Here is a 19,967-nt window from a genome sequence, read left to right as displayed (position 1 = left end):
GCGATTTCTGCGCAGGAAGTCACAGCCTGGACAATCGCGTGATGACCGACACCGCTTTCTCCCGCCTGCCTCTCAGCCCCGCCATGCAGGCCAACCTCGCCCAGCTCGGCTATGCGCAGATGACGCCCATCCAGGCCACCAGCCTGCCGCTGGCCCTGGCCGGCCGCGACGTCATCGGCGAGGCGCAGACCGGCTCCGGCAAGACCGCCGCCTTCGCCATCGCGCTGCTGCACCGGCTGGATGCCGCCGTGCCGCGCGTGCAGTCGCTGGTGCTGTGCCCCACGCGCGAGTTGGCCGACCAGGTCACGCAGGAGATCCGCCGCCTGGCGCGTGCGGCCGACAACATCAAGGTGCTGAGCCTGTGCGGCGGCTCGCCGATGCGGCCGCAGATCGAGAGCCTGGGCTACGGCGCCCACATCGTCGTCGGCACGCCGGGGCGGCTCATCGACCATCTGGAGCGCGACACGCTGGACCTCGCCGCGCTGAACACGCTGGTGCTGGACGAGGCCGACCGCATGCTGGACATGGGCTTCCTGGACGACATCAAGGCGATTGCCAAGCGAGCGCCCGCCAACCGGCTGACGCTGTTGTTCTCGGCGACCTTCCCCGATGGCGTGACGGACATCGCCGCGAAGTTCATGCGCGAGCCGCAGACGGTCAAGGTGGCCGGCGCCACGCGCGCCGCCGCGTCGACGATCCGCCAGCTCGCCTTCGAGGTGGGCGAGGGCGAGCGCCTGGACGCGGTGCCGCGCCTGCTGCGCGCCTTCCGGCCCGAGTCGGCCATCGCCTTCTGCAACACCAAGCAGCAGTGCCGCGACCTGGAGGCCGTGCTCGCGGCCCAGGGCTTCGTCGCACTGGCCCTGCACGGCGACCTGGAGCAGCGCGACCGCGACCAGGTGCTGATCCAGTTCGCCAACCGCAGCGCCTCGGTGCTGGTGGCCACCGACGTGGCCGCGCGCGGCCTGGACATCGTCAACCTGGCCTGCGTCATCAACGTGGACATCAGCGCCGATGTCGAGCAGCACGTCCACCGCATCGGCCGCACCGGCCGCGCGGGCGCCGAGGGCCTGGCGCTGAGCCTGGCCAGCCTGGACGAAATGGGCCGCATCGGCCGCATCGAGCAGCTGCAGGGCGAGCCCTTCAAGTGGCAGGCGCTGGGCGAGCTGAAGGACGCGCCCGGCGGCCCCTTGCTGCCGGCGATGGACACGCTGCAGATCCTGGGCGGGCGCAAGGAGAAGATCCGCCCGGGCGACATCCTGGGCGCGCTGACCGGCGAGGCCGGCTTCACCGCGGCGCAGATCGGCAAGATCAACGTGACCGACTTCCACAGCTATGTGGCGGTGGAGCGCGGCATCGCCCGGGAGGCGGTGAAGCGCCTGTCCGCGGGCAAGCTCAAGGGCCGCAAGGTCAAGGTCAGAAGGCTGGCGGACCTGGAGTGAGCCGAGGTGGGCTGAGCGGTATTTCACGCCCTGCCGCGTTCGCGGGAGTCCGCTCCCGCGGGTGCGACCTTTTCACGCGCAATGCCGGGGTGCGGCGCCTAGTCTGGACTCAAGACGAGGTGTCCCATGAATTCACGCCCCATGCCCTTGAGCGACGACTACGAACTGCGGTTCGAATCCCTGTTCCAGGCCGGCCGTGCACTCGCATTCCCCTGTGATGCCACGGGCGGCGTGCGACTTGACGGCTTGAGCGAGCGGGCGCGGCAGAACTACCTGTTCGCGCGTGCGGTGGTTGGCCGCGAGTTCGCCAGCCCTATCGTGCTGCGCTGCGGCGGCGCACGGGATTGACGGCGGTCATGGCAAGGCGCATCGGGAGGCCGGATCCCGCTGCGTCGAGGCGCCCGCGTGTGGTGCAATGTCCGGATGCGACCTGAATCGGGAGGCGCGCAGAGCCGCCTGAGGTCAGCCGGCCGGCGCAGGATTTGCCAGGCTGCCGGGCTGGCCTGCCTGGCGCCGGCTTGGGGCCGCGCGGCGGGTCCCGACGTGCTGCGCATCGAGACCATCCAGTCCGAGCCCTTCGGGCGCATCGGCCCGCAGGGGCCGGGCGGGCTGATGTACGAGATCGGCAACCTGATCGCCCAGCGGGCCGGCCTGGTGGCCGAGAACCATGTCGTGCCCTATGCCCGCACGGTGTTGAGCCTGCAGAACGGCGTCTCGGACATGGTGCTGCGCTTCTCCAACGATGAGCTCAAGGCGGTGGCCTATCGGGTGGCGCCCGTGCTGACCCTGCCGACGGTGGTGGTGAGCCGCCGCGACGCTCCGGTGCTGCGGCTGGAGGATCTGTCCCGGCTGTCGCTGGCTGTGCCGCGCAGCTTCCCCATGCCCGAGAGCCTGGCGAACCTGGCGGGGCTGCGCGTGCAGTCGGTGAACAACAACGAGCACGCCGTCCAGATGCTGATGGGCAGGCGCGTGGACGCCGCCTATGGCAGCAATCTGGGGCTGTTCGGTGCCGCGCGCGGCATGGGGCTGCGCATGCAGGAGTTCGCGCGGCCGCTGCTCGTGGAGCGCCAGGCCTTCTGGCTGCACCTGTCCCTGCACAGAGGCACGCCGGAGCTGATCGAGCGGCTGGGGCGGGCGGTCGAAGCCTTGCAGCGCGATGGCAGCATCGCGCGGCTTTACCAGCGCGCGCTGGAAGAGTTCGGCGACGACCGCATGCCCGCCTGATCAGCGGCCAAAGCTGTCCTTCAGGCCGGTGATCTTGTTGAACACCGGGCGGTCGGCGTGGTGGTCGACGCGGTCGGTAACGAAGTAGCCGTGGCGCTCGAACTGCCAGCGCTGGCCGGCGCCGGCGTCGGCCAGCGAGGGCTCGACGAAGCCCTGCACGACGCGCAGCGAGTTCGGGTTGACGAACTCCAGGAAGTCGCGCCCACCGGCATCCGGCTGGGGCTCGGTGAACAGGCGCTCGTACAGGCGCACCTCGGCGGCCAGGGCCTCGTGGGCGCCGACCCAGCCGATGGTGCCCTTGACCTTGACCGCGTCGGCGCCCGGCGTGCCGCTCTTGGTGTCGGGCACGACATTGGCGAGCACGGCCGTGACCTTGCCGTCGGCGTCCTTCTCGGCGCCGGTGCACTCGACGATATAGCCGGCCTTCAGGCGCACCTTGTTGCCGGGGAAGAGCCGGAAATAGCCCTTGGGCGGCACTTCGACGAAGTCCTCGGCCTCGATCCACAGCTCGGGGCCGAGCGAGAACCTGCGCTGGCCCAGCTCGGGCTTGTGCGGGTGGGCGGCGGTCTCGCAGGGCTCGCGGTGGCCGCTGGAACCGAACACTTCGGCGTAGTTCACCAGCTTGAGCTTGAGCGGCTGCAGCACGGCGAACGCGCGCGGCGCCTGGGGTTCGAGGTCGGCACGCAGCGCCTGGTCGAGCACGGTGTCGTCGATCCAGGCGTTCTGCTTGCTGGCGCCGGTGGCCTCGACCATCGCGCGGATGCTGGCCGGCGTGAAGCCACGGCGGCGCAGGCCGACGAGGGTGGGCATGCGCGGGTCGTCCCAGCCGCTGACATGCTTCTCCTCGACCAGCTGGCGCAGCTTGCGCTTGCTGGTGACGACGTAGTTCAGGTTCAGGCGGCCGAACTCGATCTGCTGCGGCAGCGGCCGGGCCAGCAGGCCGAGGTCGGCCAGGTGCTCCAGCAGCCAGTCGTAGAAGGGCCGCTGGTCCTCGAACTCCAGCGTGCAGATGCTGTGCGTGATGCGCTCCAGCGCGTCCTCGATCGGGTGGGCATAGGTGTACATCGGGTAGATGCACCACTTCGCTCCGGTCGCGTGGTGTTCCGCATGCTTGATGCGGTAGAGCGTCGGGTCGCGCAGGTTGATGTTGGGCGAGGCCATGTCGATCCTGGCACGCAGCACCATCGCGCCGTCGGCGTGCCGGCCGTCGCGCATCTCCCGGAAGCGCGCCAGGTTCTCGGCCGGCGTGCGATCGCGGAAGGGGCTGTTGACGCCCGGCTTGCCGAAGTCGCCGCGGTTGGCGCGCATCTCGTCGGCGCTCTGCTCGTCCACATAAGCATGGCCGGCGTCGATCAGCGCCTCGGCGGCGGCATACATGAAGTCGAAATAGCTGCTGGCCTCGAAGAGGTTGCCGCCCCAGCTCCAGCCCAGCCACTGCACCATCTCCTTGATCGCGTTGACGTACTCCAGCTCCTCCTTCTCGGGGTTGGTGTCGTCGAAGCGCAGATGGCAGGCGCCGCCGAAGTCGCGCGCCAGGCCGAAGTTCAGGCAGATGCTTTTGGCATGGCCGATGTGCAGATAGCCGTTGGGCTCGGGCGGGAAGCGCGTGCGGATGCGTGCCTCGTCCAGCGGGCCGGCCGCATGGTGGGCAGCGTCGCCGGGCGTGCCGGCGAAATGGCGGCCGTTGAGGTCGCCGCTTTCGAGGTCGTGCTCGATGCGCTGGCGCAGGAAGTTCGTCGCGGGGGCGGCGGGGGCGTTGTGGCTCATCGTCGGCTCTGAAATGGAAGCGGGCCGTGTCTCAGGCCCGCGATGCCGTCGATTCTAAGGATGCGCGCGCAGCGGCAGCCGCACGTGCGCGAGGGCTATGCTGATCCACACGGCCACGCTGAAGTACAGCGTCATCCAGACCACCTCGCTGCGCCAGTGCGCCCAGTCGTGCGACACATGCCAGCGGTAGGCCGCGTCCGCCACGCCGGCCGCGAGGCTGGGGTAGGCCCGCCCGGCGGCCTCGTCGGCCAGCCAGCGCGACCAGTACATGGGCACGTCCACCGCGAACATATAGGCCGCGTAGGCCAGGCCCGCTGCGATGGCCAGGGCCAGCCAGCGCCGGCCGCGGGCGGAGGTCAGCGACCACTGGCCCAGCAGCGCCACCACGCTGAGCAGGGCGACCGTGCCCCACAGCGTCTCCTCGACGACATGGCCGATGTTGCGCGTCGTCAGCACTGCGAACCACGAGTTCAGCTCGGCGATGCCGATCAGCGGCAGCACGGCGCGCGACACCAGCAGGCCCAGGCCGCCGCCCGTCAGCAGCGCCGCGCCGCGCAGCAGCAGCGCCCACTGGGCGGCGAAGCTCAGCTCGGCCAGCGTCGCCACCGTGCGGCCCACCAGCACGCTGGAGGCCCAGGAGTCCACCATGACGACGCGCGGCACGTCGAAGACCGGCAGCAGGGAGCGGTAGCCGCAGCCCAGCACATACAGTGCCGACAGCAGCAGCTGCAGGCGCTGATGGGGCCAGGTCGAACCATCCGGGTGGCTGCGGTGCAGCCAGGCGGTCGAGACCGTCCAGGCGACGAGGTTGAGGCCGGCGATGCCGCAGAGCAGATGCCACCAGTAGGTCGCGTCACCCATGGGAGTCTCCTCAGCCCGACTTCGGCGGGCGCCCCGTCTTCACCGGCGTCAGCCGGTCCAGCGCGGCCGCCAGGGCCTCGGCGTCCAGCTCGGCCAGCGCCCGCAGGCCGGCACGCAGCAGTTCGCTCTTCCTGGCCTCGCGCTTCACGTCGTGCAGCCGGTGCTTGAGCTCCTTGAGCAGGGCGTAGTCGGCCTCGGGCATCGTGAAGCCGTCGCGCACCAGCTTGGCGCGCTCGGGAGGCGGGGGCTTGCGATCGTGGCTCATAAACGATGAAAACCGTTTATACGGTTTTCATCGCCCTGGCGCCAGTGGGGCGTGCGTGGTGTCGCCAGGTCGGGTCAGCTGCGGCGGCTGTTGCTGCCGCCCAGGATGGAGCCGAGCACGCCGCGGATGATCTCGCGGCCGACGGCCGAGCCCATGGTGCGCACGGCCGAGCGGGCCGCGGTTTCCGCGAGGCCCGGGTGATGGGCGCCGCGCGGGCCGGTGCTGCCGAAGAGCATGTCCTTGAGTCCGTCCAGCAGGCCGCCGCCTGCGGCGGGAGCCGGCGCGGCCGGAGCGCCCTGCGGTGCGCTGGTGGTCGGCGCGGCGCGGCCGTCCGCAGGTGCCTCGACGGCCGTCGTGCCCTTGCCGGTCAGCTTCTCGTAGGCCGATTCGCGGTCGAGCTGCTCCTCGTAGACGCCGGCGACGGTGGAGTTCTCGATCAGCGCCTGGCGCTGCTCGGTCGTGATCGGGCCGATCTGGCTGCCCGGCGGCAGCACGAAGACGCGCTCGGTCACGCTGGGCCGGCCATGGTCGTCCAGCAGGCTGACCAGCGCCTCGCCCACGGCCAGCTCGGTGATCGCCGCCGCGATGTCGAGACCCGGGTTGGGGCGCATCGTGTCGGCCGCGCTCTTGACGGCCTTCTGGTCGCGCGGCGTGAAGGCTCGCAGCGCATGCTGCACGCGGTTGCCGAGCTGGCCCAGCACGGTGTCGGGGATGTCCAGCGGATTCTGGGTCACGAAGTAGACGCCCACGCCCTTGGAGCGCACCAGGCGCACGACCAGCTCGATGCGCTCGATCAGCGCGTCGGGCGCGTCCTTGAACAGCAGATGGGCCTCGTCGAAGAAGAACACCAGCTTGGGTTTCTCCAGGTCGCCCACTTCGGGCAGGGTTTCGAACAGGTCGGACAGCATCCACAGCAGGAAGGTCGCGTACAGCCGCGGCGCGTTCATCAGCTTGTCGGCGGCCAGGATGTTGACAACGCCCAGGCCGTTGTCGGTCTGCATGAAGTCCTCGATGTCGAGCATGGGCTCGCCGAAGAACTTGGTCCCGCCCTGGGCCTCGATCTGCAGCAGGCCGCGCTGGATGGCGCCGACGCTGGCCGCCGAGACATTGCCGTAGCGGGTCGTGAACTGGCCTGCGTTGTCACCGACGTATTGCAGCATCGCACGCAGGTCCTTCAGGTCCAGCAGCAGCATGCCCTGGTCGTCGGCGATCTTGAACACCATCTGCAGCACGCCGGCCTGGGTCTCGTTCAGCGCCAGCATGCGACTCAGCAGCAGCGGGCCCATGTCGGACACTGTCGCGCGCACCGGGTGGCCCTGTTCGCCGAAGACGTCCCACAGCGTCGTCGGGCAGGCTTGCGGCTCGGGCGCCTCCAGGCCGCGGTCCTTCAGCAGGGCCAGCAGCTTAGGCGCGGGGCTGCCGGCCTGGCTGATGCCCGTCAGGTCGCCCTTCACGTCGGCCATGAAGACGGGCACACCCAGCCTGGAGAAACTCTCGGCCAGCTTCTGCAGGCTGATGGTCTTGCCGGTGCCGGTTGCGCCGGTGATCAGGCCGTGGCGGTTGGCCAGCGCGGGCAGCAGCAGGCACTCGGTCTGCTCGCGTCGGGCCAGCAGGATCGGGTCGGTCATGGGGCGTCCTCTAAAATCAGGGGCTATTCAACGATAAACGGGCTGCTGCAACGGCTGCCCTCCAGGAGCCAACCTATGGCCGGTCATTCCAAATGGGCCAATATCCAGCATCGAAAAGGTCGCCAGGACGAGAAGCGCGGCAAGATCTGGACGCGCATCATCCGTGAGATCACGGTCGCGGCGCGCCAGGGCGGCCCTGACATCAAGGACAACCCGCGCCTGCGCCTGGCCGTCGACAAGGCCAAGGCCGCCAACATGCCGGCCGACCGCATCAAGTACAACATCGACAAGGCCAGCGGCAACCTCGACGGCCTGACCTACGAGGAAATCCGCTACGAGGGCTATGGCATCGCCGGCGCGGCCATCATGATCGACACGATGACGGACAACCGCGTCCGCACCGTGGCCGAGGTGCGCCACGCCTTCAGCAAGTACGGGGGCAACATGGGCACTGACGGCTCGGTGGCCTTCCAGTTCAAGCACTGCGGCCAGCTGATCTTTGCGCCCGGCTCGTCCGAGGACAGGATCATGGAAGTGGCGCTGGATGCCGGCGCCGAGGACGTCGTCACCGGCGACGACGGCGCCATCGAGGTGCTGACCTCGCCCGCCGACTACGAGGTCGTCAAGGCCGCGCTGGAGGCAGCCGGCCTGGCGCCGGAGCTGGCCGAGGTGACGATGCGCCCCGAGAACACCATCGAGCTGGCCGGCGAGGACGCCGAGCGCATGCAGAAACTGCTGGACGTCATCGAGGATCTCGACGACGTTCAGGCCGTCTATCACAACGCCGAGCTGGGCTGAGCATGAAGGTTCTTGTCATCGGCAACGGCGGCCGTGAACACGCCCTGGCCTGGAAGCTGGCCCAGGGCCAGCGGGTCAGCCATGTCTATGTGGCCCCCGGCAATGGCGGCACGGCCCGCGACGGGCGGCTGGAGAACGTCGCCATCGGGCCCACCGACGCCAAGGCGCTCGCCGACTTCGCCGCCGAGCAGAAGATTTCGCTGACGGTCGTCGGCCCCGAGGCGGCGTTGGCCGCCGGCGTCGTCGACGAGTTCCGCGCCCGCGGGCTGCGCATCTTCGGCCCCACCAAGGCCGCGGCCCAGCTGGAAAGCTCCAAGGCCTTCGCCAAGGACTTCATGAAGCGCCACGGCATCCCGACCGCGGCCTACGAGACCTTCTCCGACCCGGCCGCCGCGCACGCCTATGTGGACGGCCGCGGTGCCCCCATCGTCATCAAGGCCGACGGCCTGGCGGCGGGCAAGGGCGTCGTCGTCGCGATGACGCTGGAAGAGGCCCACGAGGCGATCGCCTGGATCCTGGAGGACAACAAGCTCGGAGTGACGCACAACGAGGGCGGCGCCCGCGTCGTCATCGAGGACTTCCTCGCCGGCGAGGAAGCCAGCTTCATCGTCGTCTGCGACGGCAGGCATGTCGTGTCCCTGGCCACCAGCCAGGACCACAAGCGCCTGCTGGACGGCGACGCCGGCCCCAACACCGGTGGCATGGGCGCCTACTCGCCCGCGCCGGTGGTCACGCCCAATGTGCATGCCAAGGTCATGCACGAGATCATCCAGCCGACCATCGCCGGCATGGCCAAGGATGGCCATCCCTTCACCGGCTTCCTGTACGCCGGGCTGATGATCGACGAGCACGGCCAGCCGCGCACCGTCGAGTTCAACACGCGCATGGGCGACCCCGAGACCCAGCCCATCATGATGCGGCTCAAGAGCGACCTGTTCGAGCTGCTGATGCACGCGACGGACGGCACGCTGGACCAGGTCGAGCTGCAGTGGGACCGCCGCGTGGCCCTGGGCGTCGTGCTCGCGGCCGAGGGCTATCCGCTCAGCCCCCGCAAGGGCGACGCGATCACGGACCTGCCGGCCGACGAGGACGAGGCCATGGTCTTCCATGCCGGCACCGCCGAGCTGGACGGCAAGCTCGTCACCAGCGGTGGCCGCGTGCTGTGCGTGACGGCACTGGGCGAATCGGCCCGCACGGCCGCGCAGCGCGCCTACGATCTGGCCGCGGCCATCCAGTTCGACGGCCGCCAGTACCGCAGCGATATCGGCCACAGGGCCATCAAGCGTTGACCGCGACCCCTGCCGTCCTGACCGGACCGCTGCATCCTCACGGCGGTCAGAGCCGCCTGGCAAGGGGGGTGCTCGGCCTGTTCGGCTGGACGGTGGACGCACCGGGCCTGCCGACAGAGCAGGGCGTCATCCTGGTCTATCCGCACACGTCCAATTGGGACTTCGTCGTCGGCGTGCTGGCCAAGTGGGCCCTCGGGCTGCAGCTGCGCTTCTGGGGCAAGGACAGCCTGTTCCGCGTGCCGCTGCTCGGTCGCTGGGTGCGCTGGATCGGCGGCGTGGCGGTGGACCGCGGCAGCCCGCACGGCATCGTGGCCGACACGGTTGCGCAGATGCGCTCGGCGGCGGCGCGCGGCGAGCGCTTCTGGCTGGCCGTCGCGCCCGAGGGCACGCGCTCGCTGACGGCCGGCTGGCGCACCGGCGCCTACCAGGTCGCCGTGCAGGCCGGCGTGCCGGTAGGCTTGTGCTACTTCGACTTCCAGCGCCGCGTCGTGTCGCTGAATCGCTTCATCATGCTGACCGGCGATGTCCAGGCCGACTTCGCCGCCTTTGCCGACTACCTCGGTCCGCGGGTGGGCAAGCGCCCGGCGCTGGCCAGCCCCATCCAACCCAAGCCGCCGCGCCCATGAACTCGCAAGCCGTCCGTGACTATCTGCTGGCCTTGCAGCAGCGCATCGTCAGCGCGCTGGAGGCGGCCGACGGCAACGCCTTCCTCAGCGACGGCTGGAGCCGCGAGCCCGGCGGCCGACTGGAGGGCGACGGCCTGTCGCGCCTGATCGAAGGCGGCTCCGTGTTCGAGCGCGGCGGCGCCAACTTCTCGCATGTGAAGGGCCGCGTGCTGCCGCCTTCCGCCACGCAGCATCGCCCCGAGCTGGCCGGTGCGCCCTTCGAGGCGATGGGCGTGTCGCTGGTGCTGCATCCGCACAACCCCTTCGTGCCGACGGTGCACATGAACGTGCGCATGTTTGCGGCCCTGCCGGCCGGTGGGCCCGCTGTCACCTGGTTCGGCGGCGGCATGGACCTGACGCCCTACTATGGCTACGAGCGCGACGCCCAGCACTTCCATCGTGTCTGCCGCGACGCGCTCGTGCCGTATGGCGCCGAGCTGCATCCGAAGTTCAAGGCCTGGTGCGACGACTACTTCTTCCTGAAGCACCGCAACGAGCCGCGCGGCATCGGCGGCATCTTCTTCGACGACTACGCGGAGGGCGGCTTCGATGCCGGCTTCGCGCTGATCCGCTCGGTGGGCGACGCCTTCCTGGCGGCCTACCTGCCCATCGTCGAGCGCCGTCACGGCTATGCCTACGGCGAGCGCGAGCGCGACTTCCAGGCCTACCGGCGAGGCCGCTACGTCGAGTTCAACCTTGTGTTCGACCGCGGCACGCTGTTCGGCCTGCAGTCCGGCGGGCGCACCGAGTCCATCCTGATGTCCATGCCGCCGCAGGTGAAGTGGCGCTACGACTGGGCGCCCGAGCCGGGCACGCCCGAGGCGCGGCTCTACAGCGACTTCCTGCGCCCGCGCGACTGGGCCGACGAAACCCCGACGGCGCTCTGGCTTTGAAACTGGCACTCTTCGGCGGCAGTTTCGACCCGCCCCACCTCGGCCACCTGGCCTTCGCGCGCTTCGCGCTGCATGTGCTGGCGCCCGACCGCCTGCTGTGGCTGCCGGCCGGCCGGCAGTGGCAGAAGCCCGACCAGGTCATGGCGGCGGCAGTGCATCGCGCGGCCATGGTCCGCCTGCTGTTCGGTGCCGAGTCGCGCTTCGAGCTCGACGAGCGCGAGCTGCACCGCCGCGGCCCCAGCTTCACGGCCGACACGCTGCGTGAGTTCACGGCCGAGTATCCGGGCGCCGAGCTGATGTTCCTGATCGGCCAGGACCAGTACGAAAGGCTGCCGACCTGGTACCGCGCCGAGCTCGTCGTCGAGCTGGCGACTCTCGTCGTCGTGCCGCGCTCGGGCGTGGCCGTCGTCACGCCGCCCGGCATGCCCCCGCACCGCCTGCAGGTGCTGGATCTGCCGGACGTACCCATCTCATCCACCGCCGTGCGCACCGCCATTGCGCGCGGCGACGACATCAGCCCCTTGGTGGGCGCCGACGTGGCGAGCTATATTGCCTCGCACCGTCTTTACGGGAAGAAGCCCTGAATGGATATTCGCAAGCTGCAACGCGCCATCGTCGATGGTCTGGAAGACGTCAAGGCTCAGAACATCGTCGTGTTCAATACCGAGCACCTGTCGCCATTGTTCGAGCGCGTCATCATTGCCTCCGGCACCAGCAACCGGCAGACCAAGGCACTGGCCTCCAGCGTGCGTGAAACGGTCAAGGGCCGCGGCATGCAGGTGATGCGCACCGAGGGCGAGGACAACGGCGAATGGATCATCGTGGACTGCGGCGCCGCCGTCGTGCACGTGATGCAGCCGGCCATCCGCGACTACTACCACCTCGAGGAAATCTGGGGTGACAAGCCGGTCAAGCTCAAGCTCGGCAGCGCCGAGGTCAAGCTGGTGAAGGCCTCCGAGCCCGAGCCGGTCGCGAAGAAGGCGCCGGCGAAGAAGACCGCGCCCGCGAAGAAGGCGCCCGCCGCGAAGAAGGCCGCACCTGCGGCGAAGAAGGCGGTGCCGGCCAAGAAGGGCGTCAGCCGCGTCGTCGGCGCGAAGACGCCGGCGGCCAAGACCGTCAAGGTCGGCGTGGCCAAGCCGGCTGCCAAGAAGACGGCGGCCAAGTCTGTGCCGGCGAAGAAGGCGGCACCGGCGAAGAAGGTCGTCGCCAAGAAGGCGCCGGCCAAGAAGACAGCGGCCAAGAAGGCCTGATGCGGCTGCTGCTTGTCGCCGTGGGCCAGCGCCAGCCGGCCTGGGCCGACACGGCCTACGAGGATTTCGCCAAGCGCTTTCCGCCCGAGCTCAGGCTGGAGCTGAAGGCCGTCAAGGCCGAGACGCGCGGCAGCAAGACGGCCGAGCAGCTGATGGCGGCCGAAGCGGCGCGCATCGAGACGGCTTTGCCGAAAGGCGTGCGCCGCATCATCCTCGACGAACGCGGCGAGCGCCGCACCTCGGTGCAGCTGGCCGAGCGCCTCAAACTGTGGATGGGCGAGGGCCGCGACGCGGCGCTGATCATCGGCGGCCCCGACGGCCTGCATCCCGACCTCAAGGCCACGGCCGACGAGACGCTGCGCCTGTCAGACCTAACGCTGCCGCATGCCTTCGCCCGCGTGCTGCTGGCCGAGGGTCTGTACCGCGCCTGGACGGTGACCACCGGCCATCCCTATCACCGTGAATAAGTTTCTCTACCTGGCCTCGCAAAGCCCGCGTCGTCGCCAACTGCTGGAGCAGATCGGCGTGCACCACGAGCTGCTGCTGCCCGGCGCCGACGAAGACGCCGAGGCGCTGGAGGTCGTCCATGCCAACGACCTGCCGCAGAGCTACTGTGCCCGCGTGACCGCCGCCAAGCTCGATGCCGCGCTCGCCCGCCTGGCGGCCCGTGGCCTGCCGCCGGCGCCCATCCTCTGCGCGGACACGACGGTGGCGGTCGACGACCTCATCCTCGGCAAGCCCGCCGACGCGGCCGATGCCGCGCGCATGCTGGGGCTGATGTCTGGGCGCAGCCATCGCGTCATCACGGCCGTCGCGGTGGCCGATGCGACGCGGCGCGCGGCCGCGCTGAACATCTCGCAGGTCGAGTTCGCGCCGCTGTCCGCCGCGCAGATAGCCCGCTACATCGCCAGCCGCGAGCCCTTCGGCAAGGCCGGCGCCTATGCCATCCAGAGCCAGGCCGCGGCCTGGATCGTGAAGATTGCCGGCAGCTACTCGGGCATCATGGGGTTGCCCCTCTTTGAGACCGCCTCGCTGCTCGAACAATTCGGCTTTGAGTTTTGATGCGTGCCGCCCTGGCCGGCGGCACGCATCAGCATTCAAGGGTTCGCGATGGAAGACATCCTGATCAACTGGTCCCCGCAGGAGACGCGGGTGGCCGTGGTCGAGAACGGCGCCGTGCAGGAGCTGCACATCGAGCGCACGTTGGAGCGGGGCCTGGTCGGCAACGTCTATCTCGGCAAGGTGGTGCGCGTGCTGCCCGGCATGCAGTCGGCCTTCATCGACATCGGCCTGGAGCGCGCGGCCTTCCTGCACGTGGCCGACCTGCACAGCGCCTCGCAGTTCGGCCATGGCCGGCACCAGAACACGGATGCGCCGCCCACGCCCATCGAGCGCCTGGTCTTCGAGGGGCAGCCGTTGACGGTGCAGGTCATCAAGGACCCGATCGGCACCAAGGGCGCGCGCCTGTCCAGCCAGATCAGCATCGCCGGGCGCATGCTGGTCTATCTGCCGCAGGACGACCACATTGGCATCAGCCAGAAGATCGGCTCGCCCGAGGCGCGCGAGGCGTTGCGCGCGCGCATGCTCGCGCTGGTGGGCACGAAGGAGCAGGGCGGCGGTGGCGGCTTCATCCTGCGCACGAATGCCGAGGACGCCTCCGACGAGGAGCTGGCCGCCGACATCGCCTACCTGCGCAAGACTTGGCAGCAGATTCGCGCCGGCGCCCTCACCACGCCGCCGGCCAGCCTGCTGCACCAGGACCTCAGCCTCGTCGAGCGCGTGCTGCGCGACCTGACGAACGAACGCACCGGCTCCATCCGCATCGACTCGCGCATGCAGTACGACGTGCTGCGCCAGTTCGGCGAGACCTTCATGCCCGCGGCCACCGCCAAGCTGGAGCACTACCGCGGCGAGCGCCCCATCTTCGACCTGTGCAATGTCGACGCCGAGATCGCGCGGGCGCTGGCGCGCAAGGTGGAGCTGAAGTCCGGCGGTTCGCTCGTCTTCGACCAGACCGAGGCGATGACGACCATCGACGTCAACACCGGCGGCTTCGTCGGCGCCAAGAACTTCGACGACACCATCTTCAAGACGAATCTCGAAGCGGCGGGATCAATAGCCCGCCAGCTGCGGCTGCGCAACCTGGGCGGCATCATCATCGTCGACTTCATCGACATGACGCGCGAGGAGCACAAGGCCGCCGTGCTGGCCGAGTTCAGGAAGCAGCTGAACCGCGACCGCACCAAGGTCACCGTCGGCGGCTTCACCCAGCTCGGCCTCGTCGAAATGACGCGCAAGCGCACCCGCGAGTCGCTGGCCCGCATGCTCTGCGAGCCCTGTCCGACCTGCGAGGGCCGCGGCCAGGTCAAGACGGCGCGCTCGGTCTGCTACGACATCCTTCGAGAAATACTGCGCGAGGCGCGCCAGTTCTCGCCTCGGGAGTTCCGCGTCGTCGCCGCGGCCAATGTCGTCGAGATGCTGCTCGACGAGGAGAGCGCCCATCTGGCGGGGCTGTCGGACTTCATCGGCAGACCCATCTCGCTGACCGCCGAGCCGACCAACCAGACCGAGCACTACGACATCGTGCTGCTCTGAACCAGGGCCGGGTGCAGCGTCCGCTCTCCGGCCCGACGCGGCCTTGTCTGACGTTACAACTTGCCGGGCTGCGGCAGAATCCCGCGCCATGCTTGCATCTTTCGCGCCCGTCTCCCGTCGCCGCGGCCTTGCGACCCTGGCCGCTCTTGGCGCCTCGCCCGCCTTTGCCCAACTGCGCATCGACATCGCCGGCGTCGGCGGCTCGCGCGTGCCGGTGGCCATCGTCGATTTCCGCGACGAGTCCAAGTCGCCCCAGCCCATCGCCGCCATCGTGCGTGCCGACCTCGAACGCAGCGGCCAATTCCGCAGCGTCGATGCACCGGGTGGCCTGAACGAGACCAGCAGCCCCGTCTGGCCCGACTGGCGCGCCCGCCAGGCCGACGCGTTGGTGGCCGGCTCGGTCAGCCGCCTGGCCGACGGGCGGCTGGACATCCGCTTCAAGCTCTGGGACGTCGTCAAGGGCGCCGAGATCGTCGGCCAGGCCCAGGCCGTGCTGCCCGACGACGCCCGCCTTGCTGCCCACCGCATCGCCGACGTGGTCTACGAGAAGCTCACCGGCGACAAGGGCGCGTTCGCGACGCGCATGGCCTATGTCACCAAGGCCGGCTCGCGCTACAGCCTCGTCGTCGCGGACGCCGACGGCGAGGGCGCCAAGATCGCGCTGACCAGCCCCGAGCCCATCATCTCGCCGGCCTGGGCGCCCAATGGCCGTGAGCTGGCCTATGTATCGTTCGAAAGCCGCAAGGCCACCGTGCGCATCCAGGACGTGCAGACCGGCCAGCGCCGCGTGCTGGCCGACTTCAAGGGCACCAACAGCGCGCCCGCCTGGTCGCCCGATGGCTCGCAGCTGACGCTGAGCCTGTCGCGCGAGGGCGGCACCCAGCTTTTCGTCATCAACCGTGACGGCTCCGGCCTGCGCCGCCTGACGCAGAGCAGCGCCATCGACACCGAGGCCTGCTATGCGCCCGATGGCAGCAAGATTTATTTCGTCAGCGACCGTGGCGGCGGCCCCCAGGTCTACCGCATGCCGGCCGGCGGTGGTGCGGCCGAGCGTGTCACCTTCAGCGGCAACTACAACATCAGCCCGGCCATCAGCCCCAACGGCCGCACGCTGGCCTACATCACGCGCGTGAACGGCAATTTCCGCCTGTGCGTGATGGACCTGGCCAGCGGCCAGGTGCAGCAGATCAGCGAGACCAATGACGACGAGAGCCCCGACTTCTCGCCCAACGGCAAGCTCATCGTCTACGCGACCCGCGCCGGCGGCAAGGAAGTGCTGATGACGACGACGCTGGACGGCAAGATCAAGACCCCCCTGCTCGTCACGCTGACCGAGGTGCGCGAGCCCACCTGGGGACCGTTTACACGTCAGTAACTTGACAGTTCGCACCATGTTGGACAATGGCCGGCCCGCGCCGCCGCGGCCCCTGTACCCCAACCCTCGCTCTCTCTGTCCGTTCTGGAGAACACTCGAATGAAGCTGACCCGTTACGCGCTCACCCTGGTTGCCGCCGCCGCCCTTGCCGGTTGCGGCTCCACCGTCAAGCTGGACGAACCCGCGCCGGTCAAGGACATCTCCACGACCGCGCCCACGGGCAACACGTCTCAGGGCAAGACCGAGCCGCTCGCCGATTCGCGCGTCTCGACGGTCGACCTGTTCAGCGAGCTTTCCCAGCAGGTCAAGGACAAGCGCGTCATCTACTTCGACTTCGACAGCGACGTCGTCAAGGAGGAGTACCGCGGCCTCGTGGACCTGCATGCCCGCCGCCTGAAGGCCAAGCCGCAGGCCGCGCTGATGCTCGAAGGCCACACCGACGAGCGCGGTGGCCGCGAATACAACCTGGCCCTGGGCCAGCGCCGTGCCGAGTCGGTCGCCAAGTCGCTGACGCTGCTGGGCACTGCCGCCAACCAGGTTGAAGCCGTCAGCTTCGGCAAGGAGCGTCCGGCCGTGCAGGGCAGCACCGAGGAAGCCTGGGCCAAGAACCGTCGCGTCGAGCTCAAGGACAAGTGATGCGGGTTCTGCGTCTGGCGCTGATCGCCGTTGCGGCCAGCGCGGCCTTTGTCCAGCCGGCCCGGGCAGGCCTGTTCGAGGATGACGAGGCCCGCAAGGCCATCCTCGAACTGCGCGGCAAGGTGCAGGCCAACGAGGACCTGGCCAACAAGCGGGCCGAGCAGCTCAACTCCCTGATCCAGGACCAGATCCAGCCGCTGCGCCGCAGCGTGCTGGACCTGAACGCCCAGATCGATGCGCTGCGCGCCGAGATCGCCAAGCTGCGCGGCACCAACGAGCAACTGGCCCGCGACCTGGCAGATACCCAGCGCAAGCTGACCGACCAGTCGCAGTCCGTCGATGCCCGCCTGAAGCCGCTCGAGCCGCAGAAGGTCAGCCTCGATGGCCGCGAGTTCCAGGTCAGCCCGGACGAGCGCAGCCAGTACGAAGCCGCCATCGGCCTCGTGCGGCGCGGCGACTTCGCCGAGGCCGTGGCCGCGCTGAACGCGTTCCTGAAGCGCTACACAGCCAGCGGCTACACCGACTCGGTGCGCTTCTGGCTGGGCAATGCGCAGTACGGTAAGCGCGACTACAAGGACGCGATCGCGACTTTCAAGGCCTTCATCGCCGGCAACCCCGACCATCCGCGCGCTGGCGAAGCCCTGCTCGCGCTGGCCAATTGCCAGATCGAGCTGAAGGACAACAAGTCGGCCCGCCGCAGCCTCGAAGACCTCATCAAGGCCTACCCCGGCACCGAGGCCGCGCAGGCCGGCAAGGAACGCCTGCACGCGCTCAAATAGGCCCATTCCCTATCGGCTGCGCCGGCCCCCTCAAGGGGCCGCTGCCAGCGGCCCGGCCAAGCCGGTTCCGCGGCAGTTGCCGCGTAAGTCGGGCTCGGGGGCTTAACGCATGATCGATGTCAACGAGGCTGATCTGGAGCGCCGTTTCGGTGGGCTGCGCCGTCTGCATGGCGATGCCGCCTACCAGCACCTGCGTGCCGCGCGCTTTGCGGTCGTGGGCCTGGGCGGCGTCGGCTCCTGGGCCGTCGAGGCGCTGGCGCGCAGCGGCGTGGCGGCGTTGACGCTGATCGATCTCGACCAGGTCGCCGAATCCAACATCAACCGCCAGATCCAGGCCCTGGGCTCCACCGTCGGCATGGCCAAGGCCGAGGCGCTGCGCCTGCGCATCGCCGACATTCATCCCGGCTGCGCGGTGCGTGTCATCGAGGAGTTCGTCGAGCCCGGCAACTGGCCCGCACTGATCGGCGCCGCCGAGTTCGACGGCCTGATCGATTGCTGCGATCAGGTCCGCGCCAAAGCCACGCTCGCCGCCTGGGCGCGTGAGCGGCAACTGCCCTTCGTCACCGTCGGCGCGGCTGGCGGCAAGCGTGAGCCGCACCGCGTGCAGATCGACGACCTGGCCGGCACGACGCACGACCCGCTGCTGGCTTCACTGCGCCAGCGCCTGCGCAAACATCACGGCGCGCCGCGCTCCGGTCGCATGGATATCGCCTGCGTCTACTCGCGCGAGCCCGTGCAGTTGCCGCAGCAAGGGGAGGGCGAGGCCTGCGAAGTCGCCGCGAGTGGCGACGGCAGCCTGAACTGCCATGGCTATGGCTCCAGCGTCGCCGTCACGGCGACCTTCGGCCTGTGCGCCGCGGCCGAGCTGCAACGTCTGTATCTGGCCCGCAAGCCGGGTCGAGCCACAATTCAATGAAAATTCTTGCAGGGCCGTCGAAAACTTGCCTATAATGGCAGGCTCTGCTTGACGCGGGATGTTAGCTCAGTCGGTAGAGCAGCGGACTTTTAATCCGTTGGTCGCAGGTTCGAATCCTGCACATCCCACCAGACTTTCTGGCGGAGATTCGAAAGAATCACGCTATAATCATTGGCTCAGCGAGGCGCACGCCGAACTGAATCAGGGCTCTTAGCTCAGTTGGTAGAGCAGCGGACTCTTAATCCGTTGGTCGAAGGTTCGAATCCTTCAGGGCCCACCAAAATTTTCGTTTTGAATCAAGCACTTAGCGGCGTGAGCGGCTAAGTGCTTTTTTCATTGCCGCGCGTCTGTAGGCGCTGGTGTATGTGCGGAGTGGCATTCGCAAAGTCCCTCTGCGCGCTGTTGGCTTTCATGCCAGGTGGTGACCAGCGACTGCTACGCTCGCTGAAAAGATCCTCGTGACCGAGCGTAGCAGTCGCTGGTCACCGCGTGCGGTGCGTTTTCTTGTGGCTTAGCGGGCCTGCTGCATAGTCGGCCTTGTCGTGTTCTAGCAGTTTGCTAGAACTTCTGGAATGTCCAAGAAGGCTCTTTCTCCAACGCTCCAGCTTGCGAAGCAGCGCCTGCAAAAGGTTGCGGTGAAGCGCGTTGTCGCAAGGAAGGCTGCACGCGCGCAGTTCTTGGCTCAATTGCGGGCCACGGAGCCCACTGAAGAAACGCGTCTCAAAGCTAGCCAGCTTGTAGAGAGCGTGCGCGCCGCGAAGGCCGCGGATTTCCTGCAGCAGTACCGAATCGTTGTCTGATGCCGCTCGCAGCGGATGACTACGGCTTATTGCCGGTTGCTGACGTTGCGCACGCGCCGCTTGCTGCGTTCCAATGCGGCAGGGCCCACCTTGACGAGTTCCTGACGAACCAGGCCGTCGATTGGCACAGGAAGCGCATCGGCCTCACCACGGTGGTTTTTCATCGAGACGTTGCCGGCGTTGTCGCGTACTTCACGCTTGCCAACGATGCGTTGCCGTTGATGTCATCAGAGCAAATGGAACTCGGCCTCGACGTGCCGCTGAGTGCGTATCCCGCGGTCAAGTTGGGCCGACTCGCTGTGGCCTCCCATTTGCAAGGGCAAGGCGATCGCAGCGGCTGGGCAAGATGTAGGCACCTTGTTGCCTACACGCGTAGCGCATCGTTTGACCTTTCTGCGCCAGCGTTCGTACACTGACTGACCCAAGAGAGCCTCGCCCTCGACGCCGGGGTGCCCCGAGGCTATTTGAGCCGCGTGGAGCGTGGCACCATCAACATCTCGATGGACAATGCAGACGCCCTGTCCCGCGCCATCGGAGTGCCACTGCATGACTTGGTGAACCCAGCGAAGTTCGTTGGGCTAGATGAGCAGGGAGAAGGCAGCTAGGCCCGCCGGAACGGCGGCCTAGGAATCGAACCTGGTTTCGGCTAAAAGCCATCGCGCTTGCGGGTAACTTGTAGCGAAAAGCCTCACTTTTCATAGAGACGGTCAGCGCAACAGGCACCAAAATTTCGAGCTGAATCAACGATTTGGCTCAACATCACGAAAACCGCCATGCGCGGGTTTTG

General features: G+C 68.5%; 23 protein-coding genes and 2 tRNA genes. 21 read left to right on the top strand and 4 right to left on the bottom strand.

All coding sequences use genetic code 11. The features are described from left to right. Positions 1–41 precede the first annotated feature (41 nt). From dbpA to EV671_RS20120, 3 genes are all read left to right on the top strand, one after another. On the top strand, positions 42–1,439 hold the full coding sequence (gene dbpA, locus EV671_RS20130; protein ID WP_132575087.1) for an ATP-dependent RNA helicase DbpA: 1,398 nt from the start codon (positions 42–44) through the stop codon (positions 1,437–1,439). A gap of 126 nt (positions 1,440–1,565) precedes the next feature. After that, positions 1,566–1,787, top strand: coding sequence for a hypothetical protein (locus EV671_RS20125; protein WP_132575085.1), 222 nt, complete (start codon positions 1,566–1,568; stop codon positions 1,785–1,787). Between the two features lie 195 nt (positions 1,788–1,982). Beyond that, the gene (locus EV671_RS20120) at positions 1,983–2,663 is read left to right on the top strand and encodes a substrate-binding periplasmic protein (RefSeq protein WP_165917653.1); all 681 of its coding nucleotides are present in this window, start codon (positions 1,983–1,985) and stop codon (positions 2,661–2,663) included. Here EV671_RS20120 and EV671_RS20115 read toward each other — a convergent pair whose 3' ends face one another. The 4 genes from EV671_RS20115 to EV671_RS20100 form a co-directional block, all read right to left on the bottom strand. Continuing rightward, positions 2,664–4,430 (bottom strand): glutamine--tRNA ligase/YqeY domain fusion protein, encoded by a 1,767-nt coding sequence (locus EV671_RS20115; RefSeq protein WP_132575081.1) that lies wholly within the window; start codon positions 4,428–4,430, stop codon positions 2,664–2,666. It lies immediately after the preceding gene. Between the two features lie 54 nt (positions 4,431–4,484). Beyond that, complete coding sequence (locus EV671_RS20110; RefSeq protein WP_132575079.1) at positions 4,485–5,291, bottom strand: hypothetical protein; 807 nt, start codon at positions 5,289–5,291, stop codon at positions 4,485–4,487. 10 nt (positions 5,292–5,301) lie between these two features. Continuing rightward, entirely contained in the window at positions 5,302–5,556 is a 255-nt protein-coding gene (locus EV671_RS20105) for a hypothetical protein (RefSeq protein ID WP_132575077.1), read from the bottom strand. A 74-nt stretch (positions 5,557–5,630) separates the two neighbouring features. Then, positions 5,631–7,184 (bottom strand): helicase HerA-like domain-containing protein, encoded by a 1,554-nt coding sequence (locus EV671_RS20100; RefSeq protein ID WP_132575075.1) that lies wholly within the window; start codon positions 7,182–7,184, stop codon positions 5,631–5,633. Between the two features lie 75 nt (positions 7,185–7,259). On the opposite strand from EV671_RS20100, the gene EV671_RS20095 reads away from it, so the two are divergent. The 18 genes from EV671_RS20095 (at position 7,260) to EV671_RS28000 (ending at position 19,785) form a co-directional block, all read left to right on the top strand. Beyond that, positions 7,260–7,982, top strand: coding sequence for a YebC/PmpR family DNA-binding transcriptional regulator (locus tag EV671_RS20095; RefSeq protein WP_132575073.1), 723 nt, complete (start codon positions 7,260–7,262; stop codon positions 7,980–7,982). A gap of 2 nt (positions 7,983–7,984) precedes the next feature. Next, positions 7,985–9,271: a phosphoribosylamine--glycine ligase gene (gene purD / locus EV671_RS20090; protein WP_132575071.1), complete on the top strand. Its 1,287-nt coding sequence runs from the start codon at positions 7,985–7,987 to the stop codon at positions 9,269–9,271. Continuing rightward, on the top strand, positions 9,268–9,897 hold the full coding sequence (locus tag EV671_RS20085; protein ID WP_165917652.1) for a 1-acyl-sn-glycerol-3-phosphate acyltransferase: 630 nt from the start codon (positions 9,268–9,270) through the stop codon (positions 9,895–9,897). The genes purD and EV671_RS20085 overlap by 4 nt, the downstream gene beginning before the upstream one ends. Continuing rightward, complete coding sequence (gene hemF, locus EV671_RS20080; RefSeq protein WP_132575067.1) at positions 9,894–10,829, top strand: oxygen-dependent coproporphyrinogen oxidase; 936 nt, start codon at positions 9,894–9,896, stop codon at positions 10,827–10,829. The genes EV671_RS20085 and hemF overlap by 4 nt, the downstream gene beginning before the upstream one ends. After that, entirely contained in the window at positions 10,826–11,413 is a 588-nt protein-coding gene (gene nadD / locus EV671_RS20075; RefSeq protein ID WP_165917651.1) for a nicotinate (nicotinamide) nucleotide adenylyltransferase, read from the top strand. The genes hemF and nadD overlap by 4 nt, the downstream gene beginning before the upstream one ends. Next, positions 11,414–12,079 carry a ribosome silencing factor gene (gene rsfS / locus EV671_RS20070; RefSeq protein WP_132575063.1) on the top strand — a complete coding sequence of 222 codons (666 nt, stop codon included), beginning with the start codon at positions 11,414–11,416 and terminating at the stop codon, positions 12,077–12,079. Beyond that, entirely contained in the window at positions 12,079–12,546 is a 468-nt protein-coding gene (gene rlmH / locus EV671_RS20065; protein WP_132575061.1) for a 23S rRNA (pseudouridine(1915)-N(3))-methyltransferase RlmH, read from the top strand. The genes rsfS and rlmH overlap by 1 nt, the downstream gene beginning before the upstream one ends. Then, positions 12,539–13,141 carry a Maf family protein gene (locus EV671_RS20060; protein ID WP_132575059.1) on the top strand — a complete coding sequence of 201 codons (603 nt, stop codon included), beginning with the start codon at positions 12,539–12,541 and terminating at the stop codon, positions 13,139–13,141. Before rlmH ends, EV671_RS20060 begins: the two co-directional genes overlap by 8 nt. Positions 13,142–13,189: 48 nt before the next feature. Next, a complete protein-coding gene (gene rng, locus EV671_RS20055; RefSeq protein WP_132575057.1) occupies positions 13,190–14,674 on the top strand; it encodes a ribonuclease G in 1,485 nt (494 codons plus the stop codon). Between the two features lie 88 nt (positions 14,675–14,762). Next, complete coding sequence (gene tolB, locus EV671_RS20050) at positions 14,763–16,049, top strand: Tol-Pal system beta propeller repeat protein TolB (protein ID WP_132575055.1); 1,287 nt, start codon at positions 14,763–14,765, stop codon at positions 16,047–16,049. A gap of 99 nt (positions 16,050–16,148) precedes the next feature. After that, a complete protein-coding gene (pal, locus tag EV671_RS20045; RefSeq protein WP_132575053.1) occupies positions 16,149–16,685 on the top strand; it encodes a peptidoglycan-associated lipoprotein Pal in 537 nt (178 codons plus the stop codon). Beyond that, entirely contained in the window at positions 16,685–17,464 is a 780-nt protein-coding gene (gene ybgF, locus EV671_RS20040) for a tol-pal system protein YbgF (protein ID WP_132575051.1), read from the top strand. The genes pal and ybgF overlap by 1 nt, the downstream gene beginning before the upstream one ends. A gap of 109 nt (positions 17,465–17,573) precedes the next feature. Next, a complete protein-coding gene (locus EV671_RS20035) occupies positions 17,574–18,380 on the top strand; it encodes a tRNA threonylcarbamoyladenosine dehydratase (protein ID WP_132575049.1) in 807 nt (268 codons plus the stop codon). A 55-nt stretch (positions 18,381–18,435) separates the two neighbouring features. Beyond that, positions 18,436–18,511 (top strand) — tRNA-Lys (locus EV671_RS20030). 73 nt (positions 18,512–18,584) lie between these two features. Next, positions 18,585–18,660 (top strand) — tRNA-Lys (locus tag EV671_RS20025). A 292-nt stretch (positions 18,661–18,952) separates the two neighbouring features. After that, the gene (locus tag EV671_RS20020; protein WP_132575047.1) at positions 18,953–19,180 is read left to right on the top strand and encodes a hypothetical protein; all 228 of its coding nucleotides are present in this window, start codon (positions 18,953–18,955) and stop codon (positions 19,178–19,180) included. Continuing rightward, complete coding sequence (locus tag EV671_RS20015) at positions 19,180–19,596, top strand: hypothetical protein (protein ID WP_132575045.1); 417 nt, start codon at positions 19,180–19,182, stop codon at positions 19,594–19,596. The genes EV671_RS20020 and EV671_RS20015 overlap by 1 nt, the downstream gene beginning before the upstream one ends. Then, positions 19,597–19,785, top strand: coding sequence for a helix-turn-helix domain-containing protein (locus EV671_RS28000; protein ID WP_132575144.1), 189 nt, complete (start codon positions 19,597–19,599; stop codon positions 19,783–19,785). Positions 19,786–19,967: the final 182 nt, after the last annotated feature.

This window comes from Roseateles saccharophilus (genome assembly GCF_004342485.1).
Lineage (GTDB): Bacteria > Pseudomonadota > Gammaproteobacteria > Burkholderiales > Burkholderiaceae_C > Pelomonas > Pelomonas saccharophila.
Note: the sequence above shows the minus strand (reverse complement) of the source record. Positions and strands in the feature narration are given on the sequence as shown.